Annotated in this window: 16 protein-coding genes and 2 pseudogenes; 11 read left to right on the forward strand and 7 right to left on the reverse strand. The window is 60.5% G+C overall.

Annotated features, from left to right (window positions below; all coding sequences use genetic code 11):
- Nucleotides 1–6 precede the first annotated feature (6 nt).
- Genes ACREXZ_RS24325 through ACREXZ_RS24345 form a run of 5 tightly spaced genes read left to right on the forward strand, consistent with a single transcriptional unit; the run spans nucleotide 7 to nucleotide 5,042 of the window.
- Nucleotides 7–975: an ABC transporter substrate-binding protein gene (locus ACREXZ_RS24325; protein WP_431766674.1), complete on the forward strand. Its 969-nt coding sequence runs from the start codon at nucleotides 7–9 to the stop codon at nucleotides 973–975.
- Nucleotides 976–1,027: 52 nt separating this feature from the next.
- Nucleotides 1,028–2,575 (forward strand): sugar ABC transporter ATP-binding protein, encoded by a 1,548-nt coding sequence (locus tag ACREXZ_RS24330; RefSeq protein ID WP_431766675.1) that lies wholly within the window; start codon nucleotides 1,028–1,030, stop codon nucleotides 2,573–2,575.
- Nucleotides 2,572–3,612, forward strand: coding sequence for an ABC transporter permease (locus ACREXZ_RS24335; RefSeq protein WP_431766676.1), 1,041 nt, complete (start codon nucleotides 2,572–2,574; stop codon nucleotides 3,610–3,612). The genes ACREXZ_RS24330 and ACREXZ_RS24335 overlap by 4 nt, the downstream gene beginning before the upstream one ends.
- The gene (gene yjfF / locus ACREXZ_RS24340) at nucleotides 3,609–4,697 is read left to right on the forward strand and encodes a galactofuranose ABC transporter, permease protein YjfF (protein WP_431766677.1); all 1,089 of its coding nucleotides are present in this window, start codon (nucleotides 3,609–3,611) and stop codon (nucleotides 4,695–4,697) included. The genes ACREXZ_RS24335 and yjfF overlap by 4 nt, the downstream gene beginning before the upstream one ends.
- Before the next feature lie 33 nt (nucleotides 4,698–4,730).
- Complete coding sequence (locus tag ACREXZ_RS24345) at nucleotides 4,731–5,042, forward strand: hypothetical protein (protein ID WP_431766678.1); 312 nt, start codon at nucleotides 4,731–4,733, stop codon at nucleotides 5,040–5,042.
- On the opposite strand, the gene ACREXZ_RS24350 is transcribed toward ACREXZ_RS24345, so the two are convergent.
- A complete protein-coding gene (locus ACREXZ_RS24350) occupies nucleotides 5,035–5,445 on the reverse strand; it encodes a VOC family protein (protein WP_431766679.1) in 411 nt (136 codons plus the stop codon). The genes ACREXZ_RS24345 and ACREXZ_RS24350 overlap by 8 nt on opposite strands.
- Nucleotides 5,446–5,641: 196 nt before the next feature.
- Between ACREXZ_RS24350 and ACREXZ_RS24355 the strand changes: the two genes are divergently transcribed.
- The gene (locus ACREXZ_RS24355) at nucleotides 5,642–6,892 is read left to right on the forward strand and encodes an IS256 family transposase (RefSeq protein WP_431766680.1); all 1,251 of its coding nucleotides are present in this window, start codon (nucleotides 5,642–5,644) and stop codon (nucleotides 6,890–6,892) included.
- Nucleotides 6,893–7,110: 218 nt separating this feature from the next.
- On the opposite strand, the gene ACREXZ_RS24360 is transcribed toward ACREXZ_RS24355, so the two are convergent.
- Nucleotides 7,111–7,725: an NIPSNAP family protein gene (locus tag ACREXZ_RS24360; RefSeq protein WP_431766681.1), complete on the reverse strand. Its 615-nt coding sequence runs from the start codon at nucleotides 7,723–7,725 to the stop codon at nucleotides 7,111–7,113.
- 97 nt (nucleotides 7,726–7,822) lie between these two features.
- Here ACREXZ_RS24360 and ACREXZ_RS24365 point away from each other — a divergent pair, with 97 nt between their 5' ends.
- From ACREXZ_RS24365 to ACREXZ_RS24375, 3 genes are all read left to right on the forward strand, one after another.
- Nucleotides 7,823–8,743, forward strand: coding sequence for a LysR family transcriptional regulator (locus tag ACREXZ_RS24365; RefSeq protein ID WP_431766682.1), 921 nt, complete (start codon nucleotides 7,823–7,825; stop codon nucleotides 8,741–8,743).
- Between the two features lie 784 nt (nucleotides 8,744–9,527).
- Entirely contained in the window at nucleotides 9,528–10,232 is a 705-nt protein-coding gene (locus tag ACREXZ_RS24370) for a hypothetical protein (protein WP_431766683.1), read from the forward strand.
- A gap of 313 nt (nucleotides 10,233–10,545) precedes the next feature.
- Complete coding sequence (locus ACREXZ_RS24375; RefSeq protein ID WP_431766727.1) at nucleotides 10,546–11,208, forward strand: dihydrofolate reductase family protein; 663 nt, start codon at nucleotides 10,546–10,548, stop codon at nucleotides 11,206–11,208.
- Between the two features lie 224 nt (nucleotides 11,209–11,432).
- Here the strand turns inward: ACREXZ_RS24375 and ACREXZ_RS24380 are convergent.
- The 3 genes and pseudogenes from ACREXZ_RS24380 to ACREXZ_RS24390 form a co-directional block, all read right to left on the reverse strand.
- Nucleotides 11,433–11,561 (reverse strand): annotated as a pseudogene (locus ACREXZ_RS24380) (TIGR02594 family protein); the annotation flags it as partial.
- Between the two features lie 14 nt (nucleotides 11,562–11,575).
- Entirely contained in the window at nucleotides 11,576–12,199 is a 624-nt protein-coding gene (locus ACREXZ_RS24385) for a glutathione S-transferase family protein (protein ID WP_431766684.1), read from the reverse strand.
- Nucleotides 12,200–12,220: 21 nt separating this feature from the next.
- Complete coding sequence (locus ACREXZ_RS24390; protein WP_431766685.1) at nucleotides 12,221–12,961, reverse strand: SDR family NAD(P)-dependent oxidoreductase; 741 nt, start codon at nucleotides 12,959–12,961, stop codon at nucleotides 12,221–12,223.
- A gap of 259 nt (nucleotides 12,962–13,220) precedes the next feature.
- On the opposite strand from ACREXZ_RS24390, the gene ACREXZ_RS24395 reads away from it, so the two are divergent.
- Entirely contained in the window at nucleotides 13,221–14,153 is a 933-nt protein-coding gene (locus ACREXZ_RS24395) for a LysR substrate-binding domain-containing protein (protein WP_431766728.1), read from the forward strand.
- A 179-nt stretch (nucleotides 14,154–14,332) separates the two neighbouring features.
- On the opposite strand, the gene ACREXZ_RS24400 is transcribed toward ACREXZ_RS24395, so the two are convergent.
- The gene (locus ACREXZ_RS24400; RefSeq protein ID WP_431766686.1) at nucleotides 14,333–15,217 is read right to left on the reverse strand and encodes a LysR family transcriptional regulator; all 885 of its coding nucleotides are present in this window, start codon (nucleotides 15,215–15,217) and stop codon (nucleotides 14,333–14,335) included.
- Nucleotides 15,218–15,343: 126 nt separating this feature from the next.
- On the opposite strand from ACREXZ_RS24400, the pseudogene argC reads away from it, so the two are divergent.
- A pseudogene (argC, locus tag ACREXZ_RS24405) lies at nucleotides 15,344–16,272 on the forward strand (N-acetyl-gamma-glutamyl-phosphate reductase).
- A 208-nt stretch (nucleotides 16,273–16,480) separates the two neighbouring features.
- Here the strand turns inward: argC and ACREXZ_RS24410 are convergent.
- Nucleotides 16,481–18,787: a DUF262 domain-containing protein gene (locus ACREXZ_RS24410; protein WP_431766687.1), complete on the reverse strand. Its 2,307-nt coding sequence runs from the start codon at nucleotides 18,785–18,787 to the stop codon at nucleotides 16,481–16,483.
- Between the last annotated feature and the right edge of the window lie 693 nt (nucleotides 18,788–19,480).

The following is a 19,480-nucleotide window of genomic DNA, read 5'->3' on the forward strand; positions in this document are numbered from 1 at the left end:
CAGAACATGAGGCTCATCAGGAAATTCGCGATCGGCACGCTGCTCGGCGCCACGTTGACGCTGGCCGCGAGTATCGACGCGTCCGCGCAGGACAAGCACATCACACTCGGGTTTTCGCAGGTCGGGGCGGAGAGCGCGTGGCGCACGGCGAATACCGTGTCGGTGAAGAGCGCGGCGAAGGACGCGGGCATCGAACTCAAGTTCTCCGATGCGCAGCAGAAGCAGGAAAACCAGATCCGCGCGATTCGCTCGTACATCGCGCAGAAGGTCGACGTGATCGCGTTTTCGCCGGTCGTGGAGTCGGGCTGGGAGCCGGTGCTGACCGAAGCGAAAGCCGCGCACATTCCGGTGATCCTGACGGACCGCGGGGTCGACGTAAAGGACACGTCGCTCTATGTGACGATGATCGGTTCGGACTTCCTCGAAGAAGGGCGGCGCGCCGGCCGCTGGCTCGAAGAGCGTTACAAGAATGATGCGGGTCCGATCAACATCGCCGAGCTTCAGGGCACCGTCGGTTCCGCGCCGGCTAACGATCGTCACGCCGGTCTGATGGAAATCATCAAGAACGATCCGAAGTTCAAGATCATCGCGTCGCAGAGCGGCGACTTCACGCTGGCCGGCGGCAAGCAGGTGATGGAAGCGTTCGCGAAGACCTACGGCAAGCAGATCAACGTGGTCTACGCGCACAACGACGACATGGCGCTTGGCGCGATCCAGGCGATGGAGGAAGCGGGCATCAAGCCGGGCAAGGACGTGAGCGTCGTGTCGTTCGATGCGACGAAGGGCGGCTTTCAGGCGATGGTCGCGGGCAAGATCAACGTCGATGTGGAGTGCAGTCCGCTGCTCGGGCCGCAGTTGATGAGCGCGGTCAAGGACGTCGTCGCGGGCAAGCAGTTGCCGAAGCGGATCGTGACGAACGAGACCGTGTTCCCGATGTCGGTCGCGGCGCAGATCATGCCGACGCGGAAGTATTGATGCGTCGGCGCGCGGCGCGGTCCTCAAGCTCCCTCTTGCCCGTCATTCGCCTATGACCGTTGCCCAAGCACCGCTTCTCGAGATGACCGGCATCGACAAGACGTTTCCCGGCGTCAAGGCGTTGCAGCGGGTGGATTTTCGCCTCTTTCCCGGCGAGATCCATACGCTGATGGGGCAGAACGGCGCGGGCAAGTCGACGTTGATCAACGTGCTGACCGGCGTCTTCGAACACGACGCCGGCGAGATCCGTCTCGGCGGCGAACCGGTGCGCTTTGCGACACCGCTTGAAGCCGAAGCCGCCGGCATCCGCACGCTGTACCAGGAAGTGAACCTGTGCCCGAACCTGTCGGTCGCGGAAAATATCTTCGCGGGACGGCAGCCGGTGAAGCGCGGCGCGATCGACTGGAAGACGATCCATACGCGGGCGCGCGAAGCGCTCGCGAACCTGAACATTTCGCTCGACGTTACCCGTTCGCTCGACGCCTATCCGATCGCCGTGCAGCAGATGGTCGCGATCGCGCGCGCGGTGTCCGTCGATGCGCGCGTGCTGATTCTCGATGAACCGACGTCGAGCCTCGACGACGGCGAGGTCGCGCGGCTGTTCGCGGTGCTGCGGCAGTTGAAGGCATCGGGTATCGCGATCCTGTTCGTCACGCATTTTCTCGAACAGACCTACGCGGTGTCGGACCGCATCACGGTGATGCGCAACGGCGAGCGCGAAGGCGAGTATCTCGCCCGCGATCTGCCGGTCGACCAGCTCGTCGCGAAGATGACGGGACACGAGCGGATGACGGAACGGCTCAAGGGCGGTGTGTCCGACGTGTCGAACCTGTCGCGCAAGGACAATGGCTTTGCGCCGTTCGTGTCGCTGCAGGGCGTGGGGCGGCGCGGACTGATGAACCCGTTCGATCTCGACGTGCGTCCTGGGCAGATCCTCGGGCTTGCCGGGCTGCTCGGTTCGGGGCGCACCGAAACCGCGCGGCTCGTGTTCGGCGCGGACCGCGCCGATACCGGCACGATTCAGGTCGACCGTAAAAACGTGAAGATCCGTTCGCCGCGCGATGCGGTGCGGCACGGCATCGCGTACTGCCCGGAGGATCGCAAGAAAGAGGGCATCGTCGCCGAGCTGTCGATTCGCGAGAACATCGTCCTCGCGCTGCAGGCGCGGCGCGGCTGGTGGCGCATGCTCAGTCGCGCGCGCCAGCGCGAGATCGCCGACGACTACATCGAACGCCTCGGCATCAAGGCGCGCGATGCCGAGCAACCGCTCGGCCTGCTGTCGGGCGGCAACCAGCAGAAGGTGCTGCTCGCGCGCTGGCTCGCGACCGAACCGCGAATGCTGATCCTCGACGAACCGACCCGCGGCATCGATGTCGCCGCGAAGTTCGAGATCATGGACCGTGTGCTCGCGCTGTGCGCGAAAGGACTGGCGATCCTCTTCATTTCATCCGAGGTCAGCGAGGTCGTGCGCGTGAGCCATCGGATCGCCGTGCTGCGCGATCGTCGCAAGGTCGCCGAGATTTCCAGCGATACATCCAGCGGCGATGCGCCGTTGTCGGAGGCGCAGGTGTATCGGTTGATTGCGGGAGGTGAGTCATGAACAGGGTTCGTGCGTTGTTTCGCCATCCGTTGATCTGGCCGTCATTGACGCTCGTCCTGCTCTTCGTCATCGACGTCGTGCATCGCGCGAATTTTCTGTCGATCACGATGCTCGACGGTCACCTGTTCGGCGCGCCGGTCGACATCCTGAACCGCGCTGCGCCGCTCGTGATCGTGTCGCTCGGCATGACGCTCGTGATTGCGACGCGCGGCGTCGACATCTCGGTCGGCGCGATTGTCGCGATCGCCGGCGCGGCGGCGGCAACCGTGCTGGCAGGGGACCCGTCGCAGGTCGGTACGGCATTGCTCGCCGCGCTCGGCGCCGGCTTGCTGGCCGGCATGTGGAACGGCCTGCTGGTCGCCTTCGTCGGCATGCAGCCGATCATCGCGACGCTGATCCTGATGGTCGCGGGCCGTGGCGCCGCGCAACTGCTGACCGGCGGCCAGATCATCCCGATTGGTGCGCCGGGCTATCTCGTGCTCGGCGACGGCTATGTCGCGAGCGTGCCCTGCTCGGTTTGGATCGCGATTGCTGTGTCGGTAGCGATCGCGCTGCTCGTGAACCGCACGGCGCTTGGCCTCTTCATCCGCGCGATCGGCATCAATCCGGCAGCCGCGCGACTGGCCGGCCTGCGTGCCGGCGCAATCGTGTTCAGCGTCTATGCGATCTCCGGGTTGATGGCCGCGATTGCCGGGATCATCGCGAGTTCGAACGTGCGTAGTGCCGACGGCAATAACGCGGGGCTGCTGCTCGAACTCGACGCGATTCTCGCGGTGACGCTCGGCGGCACGTCGCTCGTCGGCGGGCGTTTCAGTCTCGCGGGCACCGTGCTCGGCGCACTGATCATCCAGACGCTCACGTACACGACGTATTCGATCGGCGTACCGCCGGAAGCGACGCTCGTCGTGAAGGCGATCGTGGTGGTCGTGGTCAGCGTGATCCAGTCCGACACGGCGCGCGGATTGCTCGTGCGGCAGATCCTGCGACTCTTTCCCACCGCGCAGACGCGGGCCACCACAGGAACGACCGCACCATGAAAAAGCTGGCCGGCCGGCTGGCCGATCCCCGCACGCTGCCGATCGTCGTCACGATTGCGCTGTTCGCCGCGTTGTTCGGCTTCGGCTCGGTGATGTACACGGGATTCTTCTCGCTGCAGGTGCTGCTCGGTTTGTTCGTCGACAACGCGTTCCTGCTGATCGTCGCGATCGGCATGACGTTCGTGATCGTGTCGGGGGGTATCGATCTGTCGGTGGGCGCTGTGGTCGCGCTGACGACGATCCTGTGCGCGGTCGGTGCGCAGTGGCTGCATTGGCCCGTCTGGGTCATCGTGCCGATCGTGCTCGCGTTCGGCGCGTTGTACGGCGCGGCGATGGGCGCGCTGATCCACTTCTTCCGGTTGCAGCCGTTCATCGTCACGCTGGCCGGGATGTTTCTCGCGCGCGGCGCGTGCTTTCTGATCACCACGCAGTCGATCACGATCGACGAGCCGACGTTCCATGCGATCGCCGCGTTCAGCGTGTCGATCGGCGGCGGCTCGCTGAACGCGGGCGCATTGATCGGGCTCGCGACGCTCGCCGCCGCGATCTATGTCGCGCACTTCACGCGCTTCGGCCGCAACGTCTATGCGGTCGGCGGCAACGAACGCTCGGCGATGCTGATGGGCCTGCCGGTCGCGCGCACGAAGGTCGGCGTGTATGCGCTGAGCGGTCTGTGCTCGGCACTGGGCGGCGTGGTGTTCACGTTTTACGTGCTGTCGGGTTATGGCCTGCAGGCGCAGGGGATGGAACTCGATGCGATCGCGGCGACCGTGATCGGCGGCACGCTGTTGACGGGCGGTGTCGGCTACATGATCGGCTCGATGTTCGGCGTCGGCATACTCGGCACGATCCAGACGCTGATCACGTTCGACGGCACGCTTAGTTCGTGGTGGACGCGGATCGTGATCGGCGCGTTGCTGTGTGTGTTTTGTTTGCTGCAGCGGGTTATCGAGCGGCAGGCGACGCGGCGGAGGTCGGGGGGGACCGGGCTGGGTGCTGATACGGGTAGTGAGACCCGGCCGGCGGCTGGGGCTAAGCCTTCATCGGGTATCGGTAGCGAGGCTGATCTTGCGTCGACGATATGAGGCGCGTGAGCACGGGCTAATGAGGGTGACGACATGCAACTAGACGCGGTGTGTGAGATTGCTTTGGAACAGTCTGATGTGTGCGTTCCTGCGCAGCGGCCCGAAGCGCAGTTCGCGCTCGACCTGAGCCGCCTTAGCGACAGGCAGATCGTTGCAGATGCGCTTCAGAGCTTGCTGCGCGAGCGGTCGGATGCGCTGCATCTGGCGATGCGGATCGCCGCGGATCATCGACGTCCGCTACCGGACGCGAGTGATTATGGGTTGAGCGATATTTTGCGGCTGCGGCGGTTGATGGGGTTGGGGGCGGCGGGTGAGTGCGTGGCGTTCGCGATGTCTTTTACTTGATCGCTGAAGCGCGCCCAGAGGGCCACGATGAGTTTTGCAAAACGATTCTGTAGCCATCGGGATCTTCGAATGTTCGACCTGACACGTCCCAATATGGATTGAGCGACGTCACGCAAACAAATCCACTTCCGGCGAGGCGATCACAAGTCGACTGCCATTCGTCTCGATCCGGGACGTAGAAGACCAGCAAATCCTCACGTGTCGGCGTTGGCGCTACCGGATGTTCGCGGCACTGCGTGAACTCAAAATGATAGTCCATGCCGGAACGCCCGAGCATCACCCCATCGAAGCCCTGATGATCCTGAAATTTTGATAGCACAACGAGGTTGAGCGCTGTGCAATACATGTACTCTGCTCGAGAAAGGTCGCTGACAGGTCTGGCGATTCGGAGATGGGCGTGCATCTAGTCTTGTTTCTTGTTGTCGGGATCGTTGGTCAAGAGTGTCGGGGCGTGTGATCCATAAGCATACGTCAAACGAAAATTTTCGCGGGTTCTCGTTGCCTTGCCGAGCGAGTGCTTCTGGTCGCATTGAGACGGATGGCGACGCGCCTGTCAGTAATTTCGTGTTTAAGGCATAACATGCTCCCAAGGAGAATGTATGCCTCGCAAACCGAAAGCCCAACCGGCAGAGCTGCTGGCAATCCCCGCCGAGCTGCTTGAGCAGTTCGGCAATGGCCCGATGACGGCCGAAGCCATTAGTGCCGCGACGATGGCGTTCAAGAAGGCCTTGATCGAACGAGCTCTGGGTGGTGAGATGAACCACCATCTCGGCTACCCGTCTGGCGCTGCCAGGCCGGCCGACGTTACCAATCAGCGCAACGGCCGGGGTGCCAAGACGGTTCTGACCGAGCATGGTCCGGTCCGTATTGAGGTGCCGCGCGATCGCGACGGTAGCTTCGAGCCCATCCTGATTCCCAAACACGAGCGACGCTTCACCGGCTTCGACGACAAGATCGTGGCCATGTATGCCCGCGGTATGACGGTCCGGGAGATCCAGGGCTTCCTGCTGGACCAATATGGCACCGAGGTCTCGCCCGACTTCATCAGCTCGGTGACCGATGAGGTCATGGCCGAGGTAACGGCATGGCAAGCTCGACCGCTCGAACCGATGTATCCGGTCGTGTTCTTTGACGCCCTGCGCGTCAAGATCCGCGAGGATGCCGTGGTGCGCAACAAGGCGGTCTATCTGGCGCTGGGCGTGCTGCCGGACGGTACGCGTGACATTCTCGGGCTCTGGATCGAGGGCACCGAAGGTGCCAGGTTCTGGATGAAGGTCTTCAACGATCTGAAGACGCGAGGCGTCAACGACATCCTGATCGCCGTGACCGACGGCCTCAAGGGCATGCCCGAAGCGCTGGCGGCTGTGTTCCCGGCCACGACGCTTCAGACCTGCATCGTCCATCTGATTCGCAACAGCCTGGATTATGCGAGCTGGAAAGACCGCCGAGCATTGGCTGCCGCGATTCGCCCGATCTATACCGCGCCGAGTGCGGAGGCCGCCCAGGCCGAGCTGGACGCCTTTGCCGAAGGGCCATGGGGCCAGAAATTCCCGATGGTCAGTGCTTCGTGGCGTAGCGCTTGGGATCGGGTGATTCCATTCTTTGCATTCCCGCCGGGCGTACGCAAGGTGATCTATACGACGAACGCCATCGAGAATATCAACTCGCAGCTACGCAAGATCATCAAGACCCGCGGCCACTTCCCGAGCGACGAAGCCGCAACGAAACTCATCTGGCTTGCCTTGCGCAATATTACGGCCAACTGGGGTCACGCCACCCACGATTGGAAGACAGCCATGAACCAATTCGCTATCCTTTATGCGGATCGATTCGTTCGACCATCCGTGTGATTCTTAACCCGCCTTGAACACGGAAATTCTGACAACCCCATGGCGACCGTCTCAATGCTGCCCAAAGCGGTCGATCGCCTTCCTCTGGAGCGGACATTTGCCTCTCTTCGGCGACCAGAACATGCTGCGTGGCTTTTACGCAAGCTGAAGGCATGACAACACGTCCTGGTCCGTCGGAAAACTGTCGATCCGCTCAGGAGCGCTGCACTGGCGAGCATTCAACGCAGAGGCGACCACACCTCCGGCAAGCAAATCGACGACGTTGCGTTTGCTATCTGTTCCGGACCGCCTTTGGGCGGCCAAAGGCCTTCAGCGTAATGCCGCCTTCTTAAAGTCATGCGCTCCTCAAGACTCGAGAATCCCCAGATATGGGTAATGCGCGGTGGTCCATCGAGTGCGTACATGTTGCTAATGAGATGCGATGTGTAGGCTTCGGCCGGACCCAGCGCGCGTTCCCAAGCGGTAATGGTTGGCGCAATTCCTCCGGCCTTCAGCCAATAGCGGCGAATCTCGTAGAAGTTGCCAAAGGTCGCCGGCTCGATATCCGGTAAGAAGGGAAAAAGAGCATAGCTTTCCATGGTGAATTGAACGGACGCGCTTTCAATTCCGAAGGGTTGTTCGGCGGTCAATGCGCGATTGCGTTCATGCTGCAGCTCATCCATCGTCCCAAAGCCGCGCATCACGACAATGCGCGACAGTTCGCCGATTTCCGTGCGCCATGCTCCGAGCAGCCTGCCTGCCGCGTCGGCACTCGATACCCAGTGATGGGCGCAATTGGACACCACGTCCTGTTCCAGAAGCGGACACGACAACGTCGCCAGTTCATATAGCATTTCGCCTCTCCTTTCGTTCGCAGATCAGCAATGTATTCCTGGATTGCAGATTGATAAACGCACCACGTCTTGAAGCAGAATCCACTAACATTGAGCAATGGACCTTCTCAAGGCGATGACCGTCTTCGTACGTGTCGTGGAAACTGGCAGCCTGACGGCGGCGGCGGAGGCATGCGACCTGTCGCCGACCATGGTCGGCAACTACCTTCAGGCTTTGGAGGGGCGGTGTGGCGCTCAGCTCATTCACCGCACGACCCGAAAACAAAAAATCAGCACGTTCGGACAAGCCTATTACGAGCGATGCGTCGAGATCCTCGGCCTGATCGACGATACAGATCAGCTGGCGCTCGATCACCTCGCGAAGCCACGAGGACGCTTGCGCGTCACTGCGCCCGTGGTCTTCACGAACGAATGCCTGATTCCCGTGCTTGCGGACTATTACGAGCGCTACCCCGAGATCAAGCTGGATATCGTCGCCACCGACGCGCTCGCGGATCTGTTCGACGAGGGTTTTGAGGCTGCAATTCGCATCGGCGCTCTGGCCAACCCGGAAGCGGTGGCGCGTCCTCTTGCTCCGTATCGGCTGGTGCTATGTGCGTCGCCCGGCTATGTCGACGTACACGGCGCGCCGACCACGCCGCAAGCGCTTGGCGACCATCAATGCCTCACCTATGCATACCCGCCGCGATCGGAATGGCACGCCGCGCAACCCGGATGGACGCTGCAAGGACCGGATGGGCCGGTCAGCGTCCCCGTGGATGGCAGACTGAAAATCGACAATGCCGAAGCTTTGCGCCGGGCAGCATTGAGAGGACTAGGCATCGCGCTGCTCCCATCCGTGTTGATACACGAGGACATGTGCGAGAAGCGTCTGATCGAGATCTTGCCGGACTTTGCCGCGCCCAAACGGTCGATGAGTCTTCTCTATCTGCAAGAACGACAGAGATCGCCGAAGCTTCGTGGTTTTATTGAGTTTGTAGTTGAGCGGTTTGGTGCCGACACGGCCCGGCCGATGTAATTGCGGCGCCCGCGCATGAGGCGTCGTCAGATCTGTCGAACAACGGGCATCTACGTCTCCCGTCACAGATCCGGTTGGCATCTCTATCGCTGATTGTCGGCGATATACGCGGCGAGGTCGAACGTCCGCAAGTGGCCGAACTGCGACTAATGCGAGTGGCACAAACCGACGGCGGATTCAACCGGTCGATGCAACACCTCCGCTGTTCACACAGCTTCTAGTGTGTTGCATCGACCGGTTGAATCCGCACCCGGTAATACGAGGAGTGTGCGCAGCGCAGGCCGGTATGGCTAAACAGGGCCGAACGATACTCAAGAGCGCGTAACGGATTGCACGCCACGAAGTCCATCGCCGCCAAGGCGTGACTGGCGAGCGAAGGCGGCGTGCAACGACGCAAGCGGTGGCATATCGGAGGACGGAGGGAAGAGCCAGCAACGAAGACCGGCGACAAACAAACCAGATGAACTTGCGAGGGCGACTGGATGACGCTGCGCGCAATGACGCATGCGCCTAAGGCGGGAATGACAGGGATGCAGTGATGGTGTTGCGGTGCTCAGAACATCGTTACGTTTAACGGTGACATAGCATCCTCCTAAGGTTAAGGGGGAAAACGATTTTCCAGCTCGTGGCCTGGAAACATTTTTATAACTGATTCATGTCCTTCCCGCAACACCTCTTCATATCCAGGCGCCATCTTTGGTTGCCGATTTTCGCCGAAGCGATCCCTTGAAATCGCTACAATGATCCAGATGAATCACCCTCTCAACTGGATCGAGCGCAAGCCATGCTGACCTCCTGGTTCTGGAGCGGCGACACCATGCGCAGTCGATGCGTGAGCGACATCGTGCTATCAGGCATGGTCGACGTGCCTGTCCCGCCTGCACGTCTGCTTGCGGATTGGGAACGGGAGATATCGTCACGCATGGTGCTGGAGCCCGGTGACGTCGAGCCAATGCCTCTGGCGCGAGCGCGGACACGCTGGCCAGACTACACGCGCTGCGTGCAGGCCGTGTCCGAGTGGACGTGTGCGCTTGGACTGCCCGGCGTGCTTGCGTCCAGTGACGTAGCCCTCATGGCCTGCCGCGGTGCGAGGTACCACCATGACGGTGCGCAGTATGGCGGCGCGGCCTTTTGCAATCTTTTCCTGAGCGAGGACAGGGGGCTGGACGTGCATTTTCCCTCTTCGGGTCATCGCATTCCCCTGAGCCGGGGAACGGTTCTGATATTCGATACGGGCCAGCCTCATGGCGTGATTCGACGCGGCAGCAGTGGCTTCGATCTCGCCGACTTCGCGCCGGACCAGGATTGCGTCCAGATATTCCTGACCTGGGAGCTTCCCATTGAAGATGCCCATGTCGGGCATGCACTGAAGGTTGCCTTCGACGTAGCCCCTTCGACCTCGGCGCAACTGAACGACGAGGAGGTCCGGCTGAACGGCGAACGGGTCGTTGTGTGCCCGGATTCGGGTCGTTGGTGCCGGGTCGATTAATCGTCAGGATCACGCCACGGTGGTGTGCTGGCGGGGTAGGCGGGTTCACCTTGATGTCTGCCCAACATCGATCTTGGGGTATTGACTGAAATTGTGCGACTGTCCTGTTTCGGCGACCCCGGTTGTCCTTCCATGTGAAATTTACGCAGCCCGATCTGCCAGTTACGATGCCAGGGAAGTTTGACAGCGTCCCATGCGATCCTTCAGCTAGATGTCTGCGTTGCGGCATCTACCCATTGCTGGCAGAGTCCGGGACATGAAGCAATTGATCTATCCGGGAACCAATAGTCAGGCATCCAGGCGGAGACACAAGATGACACGAGTTCGCGTTAACGGCTTCACCATCTCGCTCGACGGATACGGAGCAGGCCCAGATCAAGACATCAACAATCCGCTCGGCATTGGCGGGACAGATCTGCACCAGTGGTTAATTCCAACACGCACGTTTCAGCGGGCCTTGTTCGGGAAGGACGGCGGCACGACTGGGGTCGACGATGACTTCGCGGCTCGTGGCTTTGAGAATGTTGGGGCGTGGATTCTCGGGAGGAACATGTTCAGCCCTCTTCGTGGGCCCTGGCCGGACATGAACTGGAAAGGCTGGTGGGGAGACAATCCACCGTATCACGTTCAGGTCTTCATCATGACGCATCATGCACGTCCACCCATCGAGATGGAAGGTGGCACGACGTTCCATTTCGTCACGGGCGGCATTCGCGACGCGCTTGAAAGAGCACGCGAGGCGGCCGGCGGAATGGACGTGCGCATCGGCGGTGGGGCGCAAACCATCCAGCAGTATCTTCGCGAGAGCCTCATTGATGAACTGCACATTGCTATCTCACCCGTCCTGCTCGGCGGAGGAGAACGGCTGTTCGAAGGGGTTGACTTGCGGGCTCTGGGATACGAATGCGTTGAATTCGTCGCATCGGAGAAAGCCACGCACGTCGTCCTGCGGCACCAGGGGCGCGCGGACGCCTGACAACCGGTTGCAGCGGCCGGTCGTGCGCTGGTTGTCGCACACGGCCGCTATTGCGATTTCCAGACCACTGCGTCGCGTGGCTGCTGCAGGCCGAACCCGGTCCCATAGCGAACTCCCGTAGTCGCCCCTCAACGGTCAGCCGTGCTTCCCCGTAACGGACATTCACGCAAGCGCAGAAGACCGTCCACGGCTAGCGCTTTACCTTTCAATCAACACGAACGGCCTTACAGCGACTTCGGCCATCTATAGCAGAGAACCGGGGCGACTGGATAGGCTAACTCGCGAACCTCATCCAATTGGTTTCGGCCAAAGAGATAAATATTTTCAGCATCGTGGCGAAGATAGAAGCCGACACCATACAAGGCTCCTAGAGGTGCGGCACAGTCGATGCGAAGGCGTCGATCTTCATCGCGCGCTCGGTCAGCGCCGCCAGGCGAGGAAAGTTCTTCGCGGTGACGTGATCGGGAAGGACAAACGTAGACGCCGCCTGATAGCAGATGGCGGTCATGATATCGGCCTGGCCGAACTTGTCGTTCACGAGCCAGCCGTCTCCGGTCTCCTTTTCGAGCAGCGTCAACCCGATGATCGCCTGTTCGGCTAGACCCTCAAACACGGATTGCAGCTGATGCTCTTTCGGGCGAAGGGCTTCGTCGAATAGGGAGCTGAGCTTCGGGTAGATGTTCATGCCGATTCCCAGGAGCTGCAACGCCCTGAAACGCGCCGGGCCTGACGGTGGGATGAGCGCCTTCTCGGGCCCGACCATTTCATGCAAGGCGTCGATGATGCCGCTGCTATCGATCATGGTTTCGCCGTTATCGAAAATAAGCGCCGGCACCTTACCCATCGGGCTGTAACGACGAACCTCGTCTTTCTCGGTGTAGGCGTTGAGGTTGAGATGCTCGAAAGGAATGCCGAGCAGTTTCATCGTGATAGCAGTCCGGCGCGTAAATCCAGAAATCCAGGGGCCTACAAGCTTCATCACTTTCTCCATGTGACGGTTAGTGTCAAAGCATCAGAACGGTTCTTTGAACGGGCGGACGTCCAGTTCCTGCGTCCACGCGGAGGGATGTTGGAGATGGAGTTGCCAATAAGCCTCGGCGATCGCCCTGGTATTGAGCATGCCGTTCTCGCCGAGCTGCTCGAAGGCGCCAGGGAACAGCGATCGCACCCGGTCGCCGTCGATCGCGCCGTCGACGACGACGTGCGCGACATGAATACCCTGTGGCCCGAACTCGCGCGCCATGCTCTGCGAGATCATGCGCAGACCCGCCTTGCTCGCAGCGAAATGGGCAAAACCAGGCATGCCGCGAAGCGACCCCGTGGCCCCGGTGAAGAAGACGGAACCGCGACCGAGCGGCACAAAACGCCGCGCCGCCTCACGGCCCACCAGAAAGCCGCCAAGCGTGTTCATCCGCCAGAAGTCCTCGAACGTCGAGGCATCCATCTGCCGAAAATCGATCTTCAGGTTCTTGCCGGCGTTATAGGTGACCAGGTCGGCGGGAGCGCCATCCCCGTCGTTGGTCATTGCCGCATCGAACAGCCCAATGACATCCTCTTCCTGCGTCGTGTCGACGGCATAGGCGGTCGCGCGGCCACCGTTTCGCCGGATCGTGGCAGCAACCTTCTCCACTTTCTCGAGCGTGCGGCCGGCGACCAGGACATGACGATTGTTGGCCGCGTAGCAACGGCTTATTGCCGCCCCAAGACCATCCTCGGCACCGACACCCACAACGACAGCTTTGGCAAGTGACATAAAGCCCTTCTTTTCCTCGATTGGCGGCTGGGCCACCCGGCCCGACCTGAAAGACAATGCCGATCACAAGAGCAGCGGCAGAGCCGCTTGCAGCCCGAGTGACCTGCCCGGGTCAGATCGAAGCGCCGTTTAAGTTCGTCAGCGATTGCGATGGGTGAACAATACCGAGCGCGTGCAAAGGAATAAACCGCTGCTACGAGTCCACATTGTTTCTTCTGTGAAACAATGCAGACCGGTTGGGAACGCGAGGAGTCGGATCGTGGACAAGTTTCAGGCCATGCAGGCGTTCATTCGAGTGGTCGAGAGCGGGACCTTCACTAAAGCTGCGCAGATGCTCGATTTACCCAAGACGGCCGTCACTCGTCTGATCGCGTCGCTCGAAGCCGAGTTGGGTACGAAACTGCTCAACCGGACGACACGCAAGGTGTCGACGACAGCGGATGGCGCCGCGTACTATGAGCGCGCGCTGCAGTTGATGAGCGATCTCGCGGAACTCGAGGGCTCGATGTCGCGTGCGAAGAGCAGCCCTCGAGGACGCATGCGTGTCGATCTGCCTGTCCCGTTAGGTCTGTCCGTAATCCTTCCCGCGTTACCGGCGTTCGTCGAGCGTTATCCGGATATCGAGTTCGAGTTTGGACTCAGCGACCGCCCGGTCGACCTCATTGCAGAGAACGTCGACTGCGTCGTGCGCGCGGGGGAGATCTTCGATCAATCACTCGCGGCGCGACAGATCGGCGCCGTCAAGCAGATTCTGTGTGCAACGCCGGCGTACTGGGACAAGCACGGGCGGCCTTCGCATCCGTCGGACCTCGAGCATGGCCATGTCGTCATCCGAACCATCGCTTCGCGAACCAACCTGCCCTTTCCGATTGTGGTAACGAAAGATCGTGAACGCGTGGAAGTGCAGAATCGGCGCGGACTCACCTCGAACGACATCATGGCGTGTCTGACCATGAGCCTGGCCGGTCTCGGTGTCGTACACACGTTGACGTTTTCCGCCACTTCACATCTTCGAAGCGGCGCGCTCGAAGCCGTCCTGAACGACTGGGTATCGGATTCCGTTCCCGTTTTCGTCGCGTATCGGCCAAACCGGCACTTGAGCACGAAGGTTCGCGTGTTCATCGACTGGCTTGCCGCACTGTTTGCGAGCAATGAATCAACCGCGAAGAGCCAGCGCAGTGCGAAGATGTAGCGGATGCCAACCTGGGCGCAACCGACGCCTGAATGTCCGAACCGCGACTATTGCGAGTGGCAAAAACCAACCCAATTCAATCGGTCAAATTTCTACAAACCAGCCATTCGTTTGTCGTAGCTTGCAACAGGCTACTTACTGTTCCAGCGAGAACGAACCGAAGCGGCGAATGGCAATTCCTATGTCAAACGCAGATCCCACAACGCATCGAGTACGTGTTGTGTGGAACGCTCGACGTGCCCCGCACGATGTGCAATGCCGAGCCGACGCCACAACGCCGGGCGCAGCGGACGCATGACAATGCGCCTGTCGGATAGCGGTGTAGTGGCCTCAAGGGGCAACAGCGCTGCGCCGTAACCTGCTGCGACCAGACTCTTGATCGCGTCGTTGTAGTTGAGCTGAATGCGCGGCGCAGGATGGTGACCACCGGTCGCGAACCACTCGGCAGTCAGACGCGACAGACGCGTGGTGACGTCATTAAGAATGAGAGGCTGAGCAGCAAGCCATTCAGGCGTGATGCGAGCCGGACACCGCCAATGCGCCGGCACGAAGGCCATGACGGGATCGCGGCGCCAGGGTTTTATCACGAGTCCAGCCATCGGTGGCTGAGGCAGCGCGACTAGCCCAATATCCAGCGTTCCGCCCGCCAGCCGGTTTAGCGTTTCGTGCGAAGTGAGTACCGCAACGTGAATGTCGATAGCGGGATGGTGTTGGCGCAGGACCTCGAGCGCTTGCGGCAACAGGTGCGCGATCGCACCGGTCGACGCACCGAGCCGCACGCGTCCGGCGAGCCCCTGCACCTGGCGCTGTACATCTTCCAACGCCTGTTCCGCATCGGCCAGCAGTCGACGCGCGCGCTCCACCAACACCTCGCCTATCGCCGAAGGCCGAACATGTCCGCGTTTGCGTGACAGGAGCGGAGCCCCAATGCGTTCTTCCAGTTCAGCGATGTGAAGGCTGACCGTTGGAGGCGCCAGGTGCAACGTGCGCGCCGCATCGGCAAATGAGCCACGGTCGGTAATGGCGACCAGTGTGCGCAAGCGGTCCAGGCTGATCTCTCGCATCTCGGCTTCCAGATTCAGAAAAACTGAATGTTTTCGTTGTGAAATTCAACTTTCGCTATTCTAGCGCTGCGCGGAAGATAGGGGCTCGCTCCACTTGTCAGACTCAGTTACCGGAGTATTTCCCGCATGGACCTTCCCCTTGTTTTCATCGACGGCGACCAGGGCACCACTGGGTTGCAAATCCACGAACGGCTGCATGACCGGACCGACGTCCGACTGTTCACGCTTCCCGCCGCGGAACGCAAGGATCCGCAGCGCCGTGCCGAAGCCATCAACGCCTGCGACATCGCCATCCTCTGTTTGCCCGACGCCGCCGCGCGCGAAGCGGTGGACGCCATCACCAATCCTGACGTCAGAGTAATCGACGCAAGTTCCGCCCACCGCACGCACCCGGACTGGACATACGGCTTTCCGGAAATGGATCCGGGGCAGGCGGACCGCATCGCGAACGCACGTCGGGTTACCAATCCCGGCTGCTATCCAACGGTGCAATTGGCTTGCTGCGCCCCTTGCGACAGGCCGGGCTCATACCAGACAGCTATCCGGTCAGCATTCACGCGGTGTCCGGCTACTCGGGGCGCGGGCGTGCCGGCGTGGAAGAGCATGAAGGTCACGGCGCCGTCAACGCGTCTTCCTACCAGGTCTATGGTTTGGAACTCGCACACAAGCACACTCCGGAGATCCAGCAACACGCCAGGCTCGCGCAGCGACCCATCTTCGTCCCTGCGTATGGTGCGTTCCGCCAGGGCATCGTGCTGACGGTGCCCCTGGAGTTGCGGCTGCTGGCACCCGGCGTGGACGGCGCCACGTTACACGCATGCCTCGCGCGCCACTATGCCGAGGCGGCTCACGTACATGTCTTGCCGCTACACGAATCGTGCGTCTTAAAGCACCTGGATCCGCAAGTGCTGAACGGGACGAACGACATGCACTTGAGCGTATTTCCTAACATGGAACACGGGCATGTCCTGCTATCCGCGGTTTTCGATAATCTCGGCAAAGGCGCATCCGGCGCCGCGGTTCAGAACCTGAACCTGATGCTCACGCAGCAATAGTGGCCGATGGCTTGAGCTAACGTTCGGCCACACCCAGATGCCAGCGATTGTTGCCTATCTGGTCGTGGCCGTCGAATGTCTCAAACTGGCCGCGTGCTGCCGGATGCGTTTTGGCTCATGTCGACCCACAACTGACGCTGGGACTTCTGAAACAGCTTCGCCCGCTTCCGACCCACAAGAGACAGTCGCTCTTGCCGAAAGCAGTCATTCATAAAGGAGAAAAGGTCGCCGCGCTGGGCCGACACTTGTTCACGCTAATCGTGGAAGGACCGATCATCTCCACTACGAATTCTTCCATCGGCGCCAGGTTTTGTTGAAACCAGTTTTTCAACGAGGTATAGCCAAATACGCGCGGCGTGCCGTTGGTATTGGTCGACCGATCGAAGCGCCCGTCGACAACCAATTTCTCTGGACCACAGACGATTTTTATACTGGCACCGGCCTCCGGAAACAGATCTGACGCCTTGACGGTAACGTTGAAGAATCCCGTATTGAAATAGGTCGGCTGCAGCGTCACGTAGAACTTCGAACCGTCGTCCAAGGACACGCCGGCAGAACTAGCGGCGCGACTTACCGCCGTGGCCACGTCGGTGTTCGCCCTGATCGGTGCGCTGCGCGTGCTGGTGTCTATTGGCGGTGTGGTACCTGTATCTGATGTACTCGTATTGGAAGCCGATTTACTCGGAATCGGCCACAGAATCATCGCCTGGTTGAACAGCTCATCGGCCCGGTTCGAAATCGATCTCTCGTTCCACGTCCCGTTGTGCTTAAGCAGGTAACGATTCAGCTCAAGCTTGCTGTGTTCTTCCAATCCCCCGCGCTTCGACTTGCCACCGTTCTCCGATACCCACGGAGCATTCGATAGCGTCGGATTCAACTTTTTGCTCACCAAAGTCAAGTTCCCAATTCCATGCACGACAGTATCGCGACCGTCCGCAGTCTGCCCATCGGCCAGCGGCCAATGCTCCCGCCATTTTTGCGGCATGATGTGTTCAATCTCGAGCTGAGAAAAATCGAATGTCAACAGCGGTTCGGCCTTGCTGGAGGTCGACTTCTGGTAGGCCTCCTCGATTGCCTGCAAAACCATATTGACGCGTTCGCGCTTCAACCCGCCATAGAAACGCCGGGTTCTCCAGTCCAGCTGGAACACGGTGTCGTTAGGCCATTGGTCAGCCCCTGTCGCCGTCAGAAGATATTTCTCCAAAGACTCGGCGACGCCCATCCCTTCTGGGATCTGAGCAACAACCTTCACCATTGCCAGTGCCATTGATCCAGCCCCACGTGTTTGCATGCCGCAGACCATGCGGCGCACGAAGTAGCTCTCCAGCACGACCGCCACGTTGTCGAGATCGGCGTTCGTGATGTTCGGACGGCCCATGATAGAGAGCAGCAGCGGCTGGAATACAATCACATCCAGCACCGCCAAGCGCCGCAGAAATGCATCGAAACGTGTAGCGCCAGTGGCGTCAGCGATTCGCTGGTATCGAAGCGCATCCGCTTTGACAGCCGACATCAGCTGCTCGACATTAATCACTTCACCTAGCGATTGTTTCTTCAACACCGCCGTGTATCGCAGGAAGCGATCGTAGAGATGCTTCGGCGAAACCTGCTCGAGTGTTTCTTTCGACAGCCAGTTCTGTAGGAAGGTGTCAATACGCGCGCGAGCTGCGTGGCCAACGCCGACGCGCGCGCGCCAATAACCGTGGTCGCGATCGAATTGCTTCCAATGCGCGTCGTAGAGCGGCGCGATGTTGATTTGCTGGCGATTAGCTTCCCACAGCAGCCAGTTCTTGATCAGGTCCGCCGGCAGCAGTGGCGTCCCGTGCGCGTTCAGCGTCTCGAAGATGGCTTGTGGCTCGTCTTCCGTATCAAGATCAAGGACGATGAGGCGCAGATGGTCCTTGAGAGCGGCTGCGAAGCGTTGTGCACGCTGGCCAACGTCCGCGCCCGACAGGTACGTCTGGAACATCTCGCGAAAATAGGCGTAAGCCCCGGCCATCCGATTGTTGGGCTTTGCCCAGGTGTCGGTCGCCTTGGAGTCCATGACCGACGCAAACGGCGCACGATCTTCATTGGTCGGCCATACCTTGTACTGTTCATCTTCGGTGGACCAACCTGGATTCATCGTCAGCGGCGTAATCTGTCGATGAGCGACATCAATCGGCCGGCGCTGTGATTCATCGGCGGAGTCGAGCGCATGTGACAACGCATGCTCGGCTGCTTTCAACACGAGCTGCAGCGTGGTCAAGCGTTGTTGCCCGTCGATTACTTCTCGACGCGGCAAACTACCGGTAGCGTTCGGTGTTTGCTCGAGGACTACCGTGCCGAGAAAATGGCCGGCGACGGTCTGCCCATCGACACGGCGCTCAATGCGGTCCAGCAGACCGGCAATGTCTTCCCATAGTGGCTCCCACTGATCCTCCTTGATCCAGACGTACGGCCGCTGAAACAGCGGCACGGTGTGGCGAACTTGGTCCCCAAACAGTTTTCCAACAGAAATGTAGGTCGGTTGCATTCTCTTTCTCTATCCGAAACGCTTAATCGAATGGGACAACGAGTGGGTCGCGTGGCCTTGCCGAGTGGATATCCTAACCCGTCTGCTGTCTGGTGCTAATCGAACCGTGTTATCTCCGACGAGGACCGCTAGGCGATGGGTAATTGCCCTGAATGGGTTACCAATGATTTGCACACCTATGTCGAACGGCCGAAACTGGCCGACTACTGTCCGACGCAGCCGGCCGGGCTCGACCCACAAGGGACCTCTAACTCGCCCGGCAGCGGTCATTCAAATGCTGCATCATCGGCCTTTCCCGGCAATCAACCGTAGACGCTCGGTGTCTTGGCTTCTCGTCGACGACGGAATTGCGTTGGACTCCGGTCCGGCTAGCCCGGACTGACATTCCGAGTCTACCGATATCGGGCGTTGCGCGGCCACTACCAGGGTCGCGGCGGACGCCGTCTCCGAAATATTTTCGACGCTAGCCCTTAATTTTGGCGCGGTACTGCCGATCAGATGGAGGACGCTCCGCGCGGACAATCCTGGCGGGCGGCGTCGTGCCATCCCGTGCATCTGGTCTGGGACTGGACGAGCATGCCACCGCAATCGACGCCCGCGACGGACGCGTTAAGAAAATACATCTACACGAAAGGCCGAGGCGCGTCTCAAATTTGCCAACGCGAGGCAGGGCAGTTGCGCTACCCCTGGAGC

It is taken from the genome of Paraburkholderia sp. (assembly GCF_050742655.1).
In the GTDB taxonomy this organism is placed as follows: domain Bacteria; phylum Pseudomonadota; class Gammaproteobacteria; order Burkholderiales; family Burkholderiaceae; genus Paraburkholderia.